Raw genomic sequence first — 13,840 nt, 5'->3', positions numbered from 1 at the left:
CGGGGAGATGGCGTGGTTCCCTGAAGATACAGGTCTCCAGTGGTGGGGATATTGTGATTAAGGAAGGCATTGGCTTACATATTCCCCCCTTCATTATCAAACAATGAAATCACAGAAACTTACGGGGAGGGAGTCATGATGATGGAAAATAGAAAGCATTTTCGATTCATTGCAGGTTGCATGGTATTGTTGATAGTAATTTGCGCAGGGATATCGGCAGGAGGGCCAACAGCGGCAGCTTCAGAGTCCACATCGAATCATAAACGATTAGCGATTATCATCGATGATGTTGGTAACGACATGAAAGGTACCGCAGAGATCCTGGCAATGCCAATTAAACTTACGGTAGCAGTCATGCCTTTTTTGCCAACAACGAAGAAAGATGCGATAGCTGCACATGAAAAGGGGATGGATGTAATTGTGCACATGCCCATGGAACCCAAGAAAGGAAGACCTGAATGGCTGGGCCCGGGTGCAATCACATCCAATCTGACAGATGAGGAAGTCCGCTCACGCGTGGAAAAAGCGATTGATGATGTGCCCTACGCAATTGGCATGAACAATCATATGGGTTCCAAAATTACTTCGGACAAACGCATCATGTCCATTGTGCTCGATGTATGCAAGGAGCGGGGCCTATTCTTTGTAGACAGCCGTACGAACTTTCGCTCCGTGGTGGGGGAACTGGCTATATCCAAAAACATGCCACCTGTAGGTAATGACATTTTCCTGGATGATCAGAACTCCAAGCAACACATTCGCAAGCAAATGGATCTGGCAGCTCGTCGTGCAATCGACAAGGAGACCTGTGTTGTTATTGGTCATGTCGGACATAGCGGGATGAACACATCAGCTGTAGTTCGTGAATCCGTTTCCCGTCTGCAGGGTCAGGTTGAGTTTGTAGGTATTGGCGATCTTGTGCGCGAAGTGTGGAACTGGCACGCTACCCCTACACTACCGACAGATAATAAATAATGCCGCTCGCAATAGACTCTGCGATTCGTTTTTGCTCTGCGGGGTCACTCATTCTGGCCCGGTCTTCGGCGTTGCTCAAAAATCCGGTTTCGACGATGACGGCTGGCTGCTTCACGTAATTCAATAAATAAAAGGGCTTGCCCCACACGACTCCGTGCTCCGTTTTGAATAATTGGTTCATGGCGTCCTGGATGGATTGGGCTAACAGATAGCTTCTGCCTTCCTTCTGGTGCAATACCACGGGGCCGTGTGCAGATGATCGGGGACTCCAGTTCGCATGGATGCTGACCACGATATCCGTACTTACTTCTTCGCTAAGGCTCTTACGTTGGGCAAGATCTCTGGTATGACGCGAGCGGCTGTTCAGCCAGCGGTTGTCGTCACTAAGGGCGTAATCACCAAGTCGATTGATGATAACGGCATAACCTTTGCTGCGAAGCAGGAGATAGACTTTTTGGCTAATGGCGAGATTGATATCTTTTTCCAGCACACCCTGGGCTGACGTACCGCCGTCAATACCGCCATGGCCTACATCGAGCAGGATAACCGGTGCTGCAAAGGCATGATGACTTGAGCGATAAGCATCTCCATCGGTCACAGGCAGCATGGATGGACTGTTCTGAGACGGGGCTGCTTTTCCATAAGCGACATGGGGCAGCATGGTAAGGCAATAGAAGCTGATTAACAAGGCTACCGAAGCGGTCAGCAGCTTATACATGGGATACACACTCCTTCATGAAATAGGTATCGGATGCAGATTCATGGCTGTCTGGATACCTTTGGCATTAGACTGTGCATTCTGAGGTTTTTCATACCCTTTTCAACAAAAAAAATGTTTAACCAGTACACATCTTGCACACAATAGAACTATCGTAAGCTCCGCGAATGTGCAGGAGCGAAGGAGGCAGATGTTATGGCCAAAAGTGATGAATTGGTAAAATACATTACGCAGCGGGTTGTTCATTATATCGATACGCCGAAGGATGAGCGGAAAGACCGTGCCAAAAGGAAAGAGCCGTGGGCGATGAAATGGTTTGGTATGATTCCCTTCGCTGTATCCCTGTGGGTGGGGAAAAAGGAAAAGGAATTGGATACACCGTCTCATAAACGAAGTTCTTCAGGCAAAGGATAACTGTAGCACACCTATTTCACTCAGTGAGCTTAAAGACACGCCTTGTTGAGAAACCAAAAGACGCAATCCCTTTATTACATGGGAAGGCGTCTTATTTGTTGTAGATATTTAATTGTTCTAACGTTATTGAATGCTCTGTAGAGTTAGCTGACAGTTAAGGCTTCAAGATGTAAAACTGACCGTCTTGTTGTAATATGCTCAAAGGCACAAAGCGTTGAATGGATGTTTTTCCACCAAGCGCTACATATAGAATGGACTCTGTTTCCTGTCCTGCATGCCACAGCTGATAACCGCTGACGGGTAGAGGACCACCGTATACGACGTTGCGATCATCTGCTGAGAAAACAATTTCTTGATCCTCCCCGTGTTGTATCACCTCTCGTGCCCGATTGGCAGCAATAGGCTTGGATGTCATCCACAACAGATTGTCAGCCGGATTGAAGACGGGACGCAAATGAATTGGATCGACTGTGCCCGATGGAGCTATGGATAACTTAGTTATGATCGCAGAAACCTGTTTGGAATCAGCCTCCAACAGCTTCAGTAACTCGGAGGGTAATACATCACCATTCGTAGCATCAATATAAAGTGCAGGATGGTTGGGTTGTTCCACTTTCCAATAAGCCAGCAGGGGAAGAGCATAACCACGATGAAGCTCTCCTCCGCCAGCAAGTAACGCCTCAAGATTCACATGTTGTCGATCCAAGGCTTGTCCGAGAAGTTCATTGTTATATGGTGACTGCTCTCCTTGACCATATTCACTAAGCATCAGATGTCCCTGTTCTGTGGCGGTAATAATCATATATCCCATTGGTTTCCCATCCAATGCAGCTTGCACCAGCCAGCTATGTGTACCAGGGCCCAGAGGATAGAAGTCCAGGTCGGCGTTCTTCCAATCAGTTTCCGCGTTAGCCGTACCAAGTGCAGCAGCTTGTTGCTCTGCAAATCGTTGCACAGCAGCGGGAGCTAGTTTGTCATTCTGGGAAGCATGATGTTCGGGACCATATGCTGTAGATGAAGCGAGATATGGTGAAGACGTTTTTTGTTCTTCAGCATTGGCTATCGACCAAAAGGAGAATAGGGCAAGACAACTGAGCAAGCCCAAGGAGATACAGACTGTTTTCCGAGCGTTGTTCCAACACATATGGAAGAATTGTTTCAAATTCACACCTACTTTTCATTTATCCGTTACCTGAGCCGGTCCTAATTTCATTCTAGGGGACGGGCTATGCAAAGGTTGCCGCAACCTGTCGGGCAGCTGATCATGAATAAACACTACTTTTGCCAGCATTTGCAGGAAAAGTAGTGTCTTCGTCTATCTTAAGTGAAACATGCCGCTGCTAATCGCAGTCACTTTCACTTTGGGTTCGTATTGCCAGATCATCTCGGTCCGGCGTGTCTCGTATTGCAGTTTCATGGCTTCGCGATCGATAACCGCCTGTTTGGCTTTCTCTTCTTCAGCGTCTGTCTCGGTTTCGATCGGCACAACGGCCTCTGCGGCCAGTTCCATATCTGTTCCAATGGGTTTAGCGTTAGTTATATCCAGAACTTTTTTCAGAGATACAGGTGACGTGCGGTTAGAATGGACACTCTCCACGCCTGAGGCTATGTTACCCGGGGGTTCTACTTCAGGTGTATCTTCCCGGAGTACTGCTTCGTAATAGGTATCCAACACGTCCAGCTCCAGATCAAGTCGCTCTTGGGCTTTCTCAGCCCAGCTATAATCGAGTTCCAGCAAGCGGTTCGTCAAATGAGATTCGAGAGCAGCTCCGGCATCGGATAACGATACTTTGGCTGTCTGTACATGCATGTTCTCCGCGAGCCTTGGACTGAGATCACGTCGATTCAGCTTGGTTCCGAACTTCTCTATAATTTCACCTGAGCGAAGGGAGATGCCGAGAAAATGCAATTCTTCCCGTTTCAAATCACAGGCGAACTCTACCTTGAAACAGACACCGAGCCAAGGTTCATATACGGCTGGCGCTGTAGCGCGCAATTGCCGTTTGGCAGCTTGTTCGAACAGATTCACGAAGGCACCCCCTTCACGTGCTGCACCAAAAATCTGTTGGAGTCTGCGACTGCCGTACACCACTTCTTCACGCAATATCCTTCCTGGTCCCAGTAGTGGCATGGATGGAGTAATGCCGAAATAACGGCCCAGAATGGTTTCTTTCGGTGGCTCGCCTTGAGGACTGCCGTTGGTTGCGCCATTCGTTTGAGCAGTGTCAGGTGATGCTTGCGCTGTTTTGGCTTCTGCTGCTTCAATGGCCTGCTGATAACTGTCAGGATCGAATATAAATGTAAAGGACATTGTCTCAGCGGGTGCTCCGGTTCGCTCCACGAACCCCCAATAATAGGGGCGATTGGTCAACGCTTTGTCTGCCTCAGGCGAAAGTTTAACAGTAACATGGGCAGGCGAACGCTCCATAATCTGACAATCGAGTGCTTCCAGATAGGTGAGAACATATGCCTGCACTTCATGGGGAGTCATGGTCATGGGTCAGCTACCTCCTTTGCGAAGATCTAACAGCCCGGAGACGGCAGGGCCTTCATCGGCAACCTCGCGTTGAATGGAGTTCAGTGATTGCCCAAGTGAATCCATTTTACGGCGAATATCTTCATCATTTTGTGATTCCAACATGATTTTGTACAGGCTTTTCTCAATGGACTCCTTCTTCTCCAGCCGTTCCAGAATGACATCCAGCCCGCCAATCACCATCTCAAACATATTGATTTTCTCATGCAGCAGGTTCAGGATATGTTCCTCAATGGTTCCGGACGTGGATAGGTTGAAAATGTTCACATCATTTTGCTGTCCCAGACGGTGTACCCGACCGATCCGCTGCTCTACCCGCATAGGGTTCCAAGGCAGATCAAAGTTGATCATATGGTGGCAGAATTGCAGATTAATGCCCTCGCCACCCGCTTCGGTTGCAATCATGGCCTGCACACGTCCGCGGAAGAGATCCATCATCCAGTCTTTTTTGCCTCGATTCATACCACCCCGATAGGGTACAGCCGTAAGCCCATTGTTACGGAAATAGTTTAGCAGATACTCCTGCGTGGCCCGGTATTCGGTGAAGATAATTACTTTTTCATTCATGTTCCGAATTAGCTCCATCGTTTTCTCGGCTTTGGTATTTTCCTTGATCGCTTTGATATGGGCAACGAGTTCCCAAATCTTGTCCCGAAGGGGAGAGTCCAGCGGAAGTTTCTTCGACAGATTAACCAGTGTCACGAATACCGCATCTCGACTACTACACACTTCACGCTGCAATGTAACAAGGGAGAGCATGCTGCTCAGGTTGCCGCCAGCTTCCTGGTATTGATCCTTAACAAAGGACGTCACCCCATCATAAAGCGCTTGTTCTTCGGGCGATAGTTGCAGATTCACGTTGGAGACGTTCCGTTTGGTAAATTGAACGGGGCCTTCGCCGCGGCGGTTACGAATCATCACTTTGGATAACTCGTTCTTAAGTTGTTCCTGATTTTTCGGAACCCGTTTGTCTACGACAAAGTTGGCCGCAAAGTCACCCTGACGCCCCAACTGACCGGGCTTCAGCAGGTTAATCAGATTGAACAGCTCACTCATATCGTTCTGCACAGGTGTAGCTGTGAGCAGCAAACAGTACTTTTTGCGCAATTTCAGCATGAATTGATAATTGGTTGTTTTCTTGTTTTTGAGCTTATGTGCTTCATCAATAATGATCATGTCGTAATCAGTGTTCAGCAGCATATCTTTATGCGGGTCACGTTTGGCTGTATCCATTGAAGCAACGACTACTTCATTCTGCCAGGAATAGGCCTTTTTCTGGGCAATGGCAGGAATACCGAATTTCGAATTCAACTCCCGTACCCATTGCAACACAAGAGAAGCCGGTACGAGAATGAGTACCTTGGATACGAGACCCCGAACCATATATTCTTTCAGAATGAGACCGGCTTCAATGGTTTTGCCAAGACCGACCTCATCGGCGAGAATGGCCCGGCCTGACATTTCAAATAATACTCTGCGTGCAGTGTCCATCTGGTGAGGAAGTGGAGTAAGGCCTTGTAAATGCTTCAAACACTGAATTTCGTCAAAATTGGGAATCAGATTGGTCTCTTCGGCTTGAATGCCCAGTTGAAAGAGTCGGTAATCTCCCCAAGGGCCCCCTTTATCCAGTCGTGATTCCAACTGATTGATCCAGCTTCGATCGAATTCCAGTGGAACGGGCAGCTCGGCTACAGGTTGATTCGTGTGGTGCGGGTTTTTCCGGTTCATGATGCTTCCTCCCCTGCCATACGTGATGACGTTTTATTCGTAGGTAATAGTATGGACGAATGAGAGTGAGTTCATAACTATACAAGTTGAACTACATTTTATTTGCACGAACACTACGATGACAGAACAACCTTCCAATCGCTGTTATCCCCAGATTTTTTTGATTCCCTTTTCTGAAGGGGAAATCCGGGGATAGCGTATGCTTTCGATGCAGCTTTCTTTCAGAAAGCTTTTAGGCGAACGCTTCGCTCTTTCAGGTTTTTTCTGTCCCAAAAAATTCACAGGTTTTGTATGCGTGAGTCTGAGGGTGTGTGAAGAAGCTTGTCCGAGCAGGAGAGTCTAAAAAATAAGGTCTGTGATAAAAGTCATATAGAAAATCAATATATGGTGTAATATACTGGTTTTATATCACTATATGTGGTGTTTCATCATAATTTACTTTTATAGTGAAAATGGAGCGTTAATCGGGGAGGTTGAACGTAGCGATGAAATCAAACCAACGATCGTACCAATTAGAAGGACTTAGCGAAAAAATATTTCTGGACCGATACGCCTGGAAGGATGCTGACTCGAATCATGCCAAGGTCGGAGATGTGGTACTGGTATTAACAAAGGATGATCCCAAGTTCCCAACCAAGGAAGTGGGCGAAATTATAGAACGTCAGGGTCAGCTTGTACAAGTAAGGACTCGAAGCGGAGAGATCATCGAGACCAGCGTGGAGAAACTGACACTCAACATCGAAAAAACACCGGAAGAGATGTGGAGCCGGCTTGCCAAAGCCATGGCCTCTGTTGAATCTACAGCAGATCAGCGGGCAACGTGGGAGTCCAAGTTCCGCTCCGTGTTGGAGGATTGGAAGTTAGTACCCGGAGGGCGTATTGCTGCAGGAGCGGGGGCAAGCGATGAGCTCACACTCTTTAATTGTTATGTTATTCCGTCTCCGCAGGACAGTCGGGGTGGCATCATGAAGACCTTGACCGAGATGACGGAGATTATGGCACGTGGGGGAGGTGTGGGCATTAATTTGTCTTCTTTGCGTCCTCGCCGAGCGGTGGTGAAAGGTGTCAATGGATCATCCAGCGGTTCCGTATCGTGGGGCGGATTGTTCAGTTATACGACAGGACTGATTGAACAGGGCGGAAGCCGACGGGGTGCGCTCATGCTGATGATGAATGACTGGCATCCGGATGTGCTTGATTTTATTACCGTGAAACAAACGATGGGGCAGGTGACCAATGCCAATCTGTCTGTATGTGTGAGCAACGCCTTTATGGAGGCTGTCAAGCAGGACGGAGATTGGGATTTGGTTTTCCCCGATACGAACGATCCAGACTACGACACCGAGTGGAACGGGGATATGCAGCAGTGGAAAGCCGCAGGTCATTCGGTGGTACACTATCGTACGCTGAAGGCGCGCGAAATCTGGCATACCATTATTGAATCAGCCTGGAAATCGGCAGAGCCTGGTGTGGTTTTCATGGAGTACTATAACCAGATGTCCAACAGCTGGTACTTTAATCCGATCATCTGTACTAATCCATGCGCGGAACAGGGTCTGCCTGCCTGGGGTGTATGTAATCTGTCAGCGATCAATCTGTCCAAATTCTATGATGAAACGAATCATGATGTGGCATGGGATGAACTGGCGGAAACCACTCGCATCTCGGCTCGATTTTTGGACAATGTCATTGATGCAACACCATATCATTTTGAGGAAAACAGACTGAATCAGCAGCGTGAACGCAGGGTGGGGCTTGGCACGATGGGACTGGCAGAGCTGATGATTAAGCTGCGTATAAGGTACGGCAGTCCTGAATCCCTTGAATTTCTGGATAAACTGTATGGATTCATGGCGAAGGAGGCCTATCTGGCATCGGCAGAGATTGCAGCAGAGAAGGGAGCTTTCCCGGCTTTCGAAGCTGAACCGTATTTACAGAGTGGATTCATGAAAAATATGGTTGCGAGGTACCCTGAAGTGGGAGAGGCTATTCGCAAACAGGGCATTCGAAATGTCACGCTGATCACCCAGGCGCCAACGGGAAGTACAGGTACGATGGTAGGCACATCAACAGGGATTGAGCCGTATTTCGCCTTCAAGTATTTCCGTCAAAGCCGTCTGGGTTATGATGAACAGTTCGTACCGATTGCGCAAGAGTGGCTGGATGAACATCCGGGTGAAGCTTTACCAGACTATTATGTGACGGCGATGGATCTGTCGGCTGAGAATCACATCCGGGTGCAGGCTGCGATTCAGCAATGGGTGGATAGTTCCATCTCGAAGACGGCCAACTGTCCGGCTGATTTTACGGTGGAGGATACGGCTGAACTGTATGAACTGGCCTTCGACCTTGGCTGTAAGGGAGTAACGATATATCGAGACGGCAGTAGGGATGTGCAGGTGTTGTCCACTTCGAAGAAGGAAGAGACCCAGGAGACCGAAGATCAGAACACGGCGGAAGCAAAAGAGAAGACGGACGTATCTACAATAGATAACCCGAATAATGTAGGAGGGCAGGCAGGTGTTGAGCCGGTCAGTAGTAAGGTTGATGATGAAATCCATTCTTCCGATCAAACCTCTTCCTCTGCCACAGTGCTGGATAAACAATATAGAAGCCGCCCTCAGGTACTTCGCGGTGCAACATACAAAATTAATACGCCATTCGGAATGGCTTACATTACAATTAATGATCTGGAGGGAACGCCGGGTGAAATCTTCCTGAACGTGGGCAAAGCGGGATCGGACGTGTTCGCCATGGCTGAGGCCCTCGGTCGGGTATGCTCACTGTTTCTTCGATACGGAGATCACGGGCACAAGGTGGAACTGTTGATCAAACATCTCAAGGGAATTGGTGGTTCGGGTGCGATTGGCTTTGGAGCCAACCGGGTGGAATCGATTGCAGATGCCGTCGCCAAAGCATTGGAAAGTCATGTACAGAGCAATGTGCAGGCGAATGAAACGGGAGCTTCACAAGAACAGAACCAAGTGAAGAGCGCATATCCACAAGTGGAGAATCAAAAAAACTTTATCGAATCAAGAGATTTATGCCCTTCTTGTGGTTCGGCATCCCTGATGAATGTGGAAGGATGCAAAACATGCAGTCAATGTGGGTATAGCAAGTGCAATTAAATAGCATTTGAAAAAAAGAGAAAAAGAAAAGGCGTTCCATGACTCCACCAAGAGTCAGGAATGCCTTTTCTTCATTTAGCTAACTAACACCATTTATGACTACGATCTGCCAATGACTGCAATTCGTTGAATAGAACCCCAGCGTGATAGCCGTCGCACACGGCATGGTGTAACTGAATAGATAAGGGAAGATAAACTTTATCGTTTGTTTGAACATATTTTCCCATCGTGAAGATAGGCAACAAGAAGGTTCCCTCATTGTAAATATTCAGATTAAATCCCGTAAAGTTCACCCAGGGAATACTGGAAACGGGAAATGTATTTGGTGGTTCATTGGGTTTGGCAACCAATTGTTTATGATCTTTGTAATTCTTCATATCGTCCAGATAACGAATGTGGAACGTCTCAAAATCTTCATGGAATGTCGTCCAGATCGTCGAGAAACGTTTGTCGTCCTCATGAAAAATCGTATAGCTCGGAGACATCTCGTCCCAGTAGCCCAATCTCCCCTCGGCGTCGAAACAAGTTCGAAATTCTTGATGTGTATTGACGACCGTAGAGATCATATGAATAAGAGCTGGGTAGAACTTCATGCCTTTAAGTTTTATTTGAGCAATCAATAGCGTGATATCCAGATTAGCAGTCATGCTGTAGGTACATCTGACCTGATTCAAGTAGTGGTCAAAGTAAGGCTTTCGATCCCACTGATCTAACACGATTGGATTAAACATAAGTTATAACCTCCTAAATTATAATAATGCCTTTATTTAGGAGGTATATTTGACTGATTTGACCATATCCTATCACATTCCCGGTATCGTATTTTTAGACATTGATCCCTCTCAGTATAACATAATAATGAATGTGTACTTATAGCGTAATCCTCCGCAAAGCGCTTTTTCAACCTGCTGCATTACTTTATAATGAAAGTGTATTTATAACGAAGAAGAGAGGGGATTAGATGCTTCAGTCGATAGAAGAACCCAAATTTTATTCTTATCCTGGAATGGTAGCGGTGGTGACTTCACGTCATGAGGGAGTCCAGAATGTGATGGCGTCCGGATGGCATACATACATCGGATCATCTCCAGGTGTATATGGCATCTCCCTTCGTAAGGAAACATACTCCTATGAACTCATTGAGAAGAGTGGCGTATTCGGAGTTCATTTCCTACCAGGTCATCGATCAGAGTGGATTCAAGCTGCAGGAACGTTCAGTGGAAGAGATACAGATAAATTTACAAGATTCGGCATTCCATATGAGGAAGGAATGAAGGTAAGTGTACCCATTTTGACGGACGCTTATTTTGCTTATGAATGTAAGGTTATGGATATTACAACATATGGTGACCATGAATGGATTGCAGGGGAAGTGTTGCAGCGATACCAGGATCATAGGTACTTTCTGGAGAATGGAATGGTTGATCTGGAGAAGTTGCAGATCCCAATGTACACAGGGCGCTCCACATACCGAATCTTGGATGCAAGGACAGAAGAAAAGAATCACCCGTTCTACCTCTAGGGTCCTAGGCAAGAAGAAGCAATTATGAGCAAAACTTTCAATCCGGTCTGACATAGGTTTATAATGGATAGTGGCTGCTGAGCAAGTCGGCAGCCTTTTGTTATGAATATAATTGTTTCAATGAACGGTTGCGTGGGTATGCTGGTTTGCGCAAGCGGACAGGTAATTTTAGCCACTCGATGAAAAGTACTATATTTAACGACAAAATTAGAGTATGATTTTACAGCTATATGAGCTGGCAGGAAAGGTTACATCGGTTTAAACGTTTGTAAATATTCTTGTAAAGTATGAGGCTTATTTCGGGCGTATAATGCTAAACGTGAACTCACGAATCCATATAAAGAATATCGTAATGATTAAAACTTAATGGACTGGCAACACGTCTTCCTTAAGACTATAGAATTCACCAAGAATGTAGCATCATGGATCGCGCTTCGAACAGAGGCTTTTCTTATGTTGTAAATGAAAGATGGAAGGTGCAATACGTATGTTAATGACAACCAGAACGATCAGGAGTTCCATTATGCCCCCAACACCGATGTTGTTGACTCACAGTAACAAGGAGGGGCATGCATGTCACAATTGCCTAATAACAAGCGACATATGAACGGACTGGATGGCTTGCGAGCCATCGCTGTACTTGCGGTAATCGCGTATCATCTCAATTTGGATTTTATTCCGGGCGGACTGCTCGGTGTAGGTATATTCTTTGTTCTCTCTGGATATTTAATTACAGATATCCTCGTGTCACAGTGGCAGGAACACGGACGCATTTCACTCGGTGATTTTTGGGTAAGACGGGTAAGGCGCTTGCTTCCAGGCATGCTGACCATGACAGCTGTGGTGATGATCTGGTTGGCCTGTACAGACCCATCCCGGCTCGCTGCGCTTCGTGGTGATATCGTTTCGGGTGTATTATACATAAGCAATTGGTGGTATATCTTTCACAACGTTTCCTATTTCGAAAGTTTTGGCCCTCCATCACCGTTTGGACATTTCTGGTCACTGGCTGTGGAAGAGCAATTTTATCTCATATGGCCTCTTCTACTGATCGCAGCAATCGTCGTGTTCAAAAGAAAGGGATGGCTGGTCGTCTTCATTGTCGTCGCAGCTGAGTTGTCTGCTGGCGCAATGGCCATCATGTATAATCCGGATCTGGACCCAAGCCGTGTATATTATGGAACAGACACGCGGGCATTCGCACTGCTTGCTGGTGCTGCTCTTGCCGTGGTGTGGCCTAGTCGCAAGCTCTCGAACTCTCTGCCTGGCATGAATCGGCTTGTACTCGATATATCGGGACTAGCTGCACTCGCTTTATTAATCTACATGATGTTGAACAGCAGTGAATATGATCCGTTTCTGTATCAAGGAGGAATGGTGCTTCAGGCTGTGGCAACAACGTTGCTGGTAGCGGTATTGGCTCACCCATCGTCATTCCTGGCACGGTTCATTGGAGCAAAGCCATTACGCTGGATTGGAGAGCGATCCTACGGATTATATCTATGGCATTATCCAGTTATTATTTTAACCAATCCCGCGGTGGATACGGGAGGAGCGCATCCTGTACGAATCATTTTACAAGTTGCTGTAACGGTTGTACTGGCTTCATTATCTCTTAAATATATTGAAAATCCGATTCGCTACAACGGATTCCGTGATTCCTGGTCCCGATTATGGGGAAGAGGGCGGTCATCGATCGGTATACGGAATGTGTGGTGGAAGCGGACAGGTCTGTTGATGACGATTCTGCTGTTGTCCTATACGGTATCCCAGATGATGGTCTCACATGCAGCGAATTCCGACTCCCATTCCGTATCGATGTCGACCACATTGAATGGAGAGAATTCTGTAGCGGAGGAACAGGGACAGGATGTTTTGCCAGCGAATACAGCGACATCGGGCTCAGGTCAAAAGAACGATGCGCATAGCCATAAACCGGAAGCAGGAACGAAAGATAATCCGGAGAACAATGAAAAACCGACAGGAGAGACGGCGCCAGACTCGAAACCTGGGGACCAGGACAATTCAACGAGTGGTGGCAAAGACGGTCAGTCTGAAGATAAGCCGGCTGATGAATCCGTGGCTAACGAGAATGATGCTCCGGACGGAGCTGAAGCGAACCCATCCGATGGAACGGATGATGTACCTGATTCATCTGAGGAACATGAAGAAACGGCTCCTCCTGCCCAGGATGGCAAGATTCATTATACCGTCATTGGAGATTCCGTGATTTTGGATGCAAAACCATATCTGGAGCAAAGTATAGCGGGAGTGTACGTGGATGGACATGTTGGCCGTCAAATGTGGCAGGCAGGCGATGTATTGGAAGGGCTGAAGCGAAACAACCAAATGGGCGGCAAGGTGGTGCTGGAGCTCGGGACGAATGGTTCCTTTAACTCCAAAAATCTGAATGCGGTGCTTGATTATCTGAAGGATGAGGATCAGGTGTATCTGGTTACTGTGCGTGTACCTCGTCCGTGGGAACGAACGGTAAACAGGGCGTTGAATGAAGCAGCATCCAACTACAGTAATGTCTCACTGATTGACTGGAACAGTGCAAGTGAAGGGCACGACGAATATTTTGAAAAAGACGGTGTACATCTCACTACGCAAGGGTCAGAAGCTTTTGCAGAACTGGTGAAGAACAGTATTCAATAATACGCAATCCATATTCAATACGATTTAGCACTTATTCATTACTATAACCTAGGTTTAAGCTGCCGATGGCTGCAACAAGAAAGAGCTCTCATTGTGAGGGCTCTTTCTTGTTGTTATGAGCAATAAGTCAGCAATGTAAGTTCCAAACAGGGGAACCGATA

The 13,840-nt window shown here is 47.0% G+C and carries 10 protein-coding genes; 5 read left to right on the top strand and 5 right to left on the bottom strand.

Annotation, left to right across the window (positions count from 1 at the left end):
* Window positions 1-135 precede the first annotated feature (135 nt).
* Window positions 136-975, top strand: a complete 840-nt coding sequence (locus ACX9NY_RS13210) for a divergent polysaccharide deacetylase family protein (RefSeq protein ID WP_472478827.1) — start codon at window positions 136-138, stop codon at window positions 973-975.
* Here ACX9NY_RS13210 and ACX9NY_RS13205 read toward each other — a convergent pair.
* Window positions 950-1,693 (bottom strand): N-acetylmuramoyl-L-alanine amidase family protein, encoded by a 744-nt coding sequence (locus ACX9NY_RS13205; RefSeq protein WP_342572520.1) that lies wholly within the window; start codon window positions 1,691-1,693, stop codon window positions 950-952. The genes ACX9NY_RS13210 and ACX9NY_RS13205 overlap by 26 nt on opposite strands.
* 195 nt (window positions 1,694-1,888) lie before the next feature.
* Between ACX9NY_RS13205 and ACX9NY_RS13200 the strand changes: the two genes are divergently transcribed.
* Window positions 1,889-2,107 (top strand): YqzE family protein, encoded by a 219-nt coding sequence (locus tag ACX9NY_RS13200; RefSeq protein WP_339303090.1) that lies wholly within the window; start codon window positions 1,889-1,891, stop codon window positions 2,105-2,107.
* Window positions 2,108-2,261: 154 nt separating this feature from the next.
* Here ACX9NY_RS13200 and ACX9NY_RS13195 read toward each other — a convergent pair whose 3' ends face one another.
* From ACX9NY_RS13195 to ACX9NY_RS13185, 3 genes are all read right to left on the bottom strand, one after another.
* Entirely contained in the window at window positions 2,262-3,269 is a 1,008-nt protein-coding gene (locus tag ACX9NY_RS13195; protein ID WP_472478825.1) for a hypothetical protein, read from the bottom strand.
* Window positions 3,270-3,422: 153 nt separating this feature from the next.
* Window positions 3,423-4,604, bottom strand: coding sequence for a YqhG family protein (locus tag ACX9NY_RS13190; protein WP_339241236.1), 1,182 nt, complete (start codon window positions 4,602-4,604; stop codon window positions 3,423-3,425).
* 3 nt (window positions 4,605-4,607) lie between these two features.
* Window positions 4,608-6,371, bottom strand: coding sequence for a DEAD/DEAH box helicase (locus ACX9NY_RS13185; protein WP_339241238.1), 1,764 nt, complete (start codon window positions 6,369-6,371; stop codon window positions 4,608-4,610).
* Window positions 6,372-6,856: 485 nt separating this feature from the next.
* On the opposite strand from ACX9NY_RS13185, the gene ACX9NY_RS13180 reads away from it, so the two are divergent.
* Window positions 6,857-9,499 carry an adenosylcobalamin-dependent ribonucleoside-diphosphate reductase gene (locus ACX9NY_RS13180; RefSeq protein WP_472478823.1) on the top strand — a complete coding sequence of 881 codons (2,643 nt, stop codon included), beginning with the start codon at window positions 6,857-6,859 and terminating at the stop codon, window positions 9,497-9,499.
* An 83-nt stretch (window positions 9,500-9,582) separates the two neighbouring features.
* Here the strand turns inward: ACX9NY_RS13180 and catA are convergent, their stop codons facing one another.
* Window positions 9,583-10,230 carry a type A chloramphenicol O-acetyltransferase gene (gene catA, locus ACX9NY_RS13175; protein WP_472478821.1) on the bottom strand — a complete coding sequence of 216 codons (648 nt, stop codon included), beginning with the start codon at window positions 10,228-10,230 and terminating at the stop codon, window positions 9,583-9,585.
* Between the two features lie 230 nt (window positions 10,231-10,460).
* Here catA and ACX9NY_RS13170 point away from each other — a divergent pair, with 230 nt between their 5' ends.
* Window positions 10,461-11,021, top strand: a complete 561-nt coding sequence (locus ACX9NY_RS13170) for a flavin reductase family protein (protein WP_472478819.1) — start codon at window positions 10,461-10,463, stop codon at window positions 11,019-11,021.
* A gap of 573 nt (window positions 11,022-11,594) precedes the next feature.
* Window positions 11,595-13,679, top strand: coding sequence for an acyltransferase family protein (locus ACX9NY_RS13165; RefSeq protein ID WP_472478817.1), 2,085 nt, complete (start codon window positions 11,595-11,597; stop codon window positions 13,677-13,679).
* Window positions 13,680-13,840: the final 161 nt, after the last annotated feature.

The sequence above is a fragment of the Paenibacillus sp. CB74 genome (assembly GCF_055687625.1).
The sequence above is the reverse complement of the archived record's forward strand: the minus strand, read 5'-3'. Positions and strand labels throughout refer to the sequence as shown.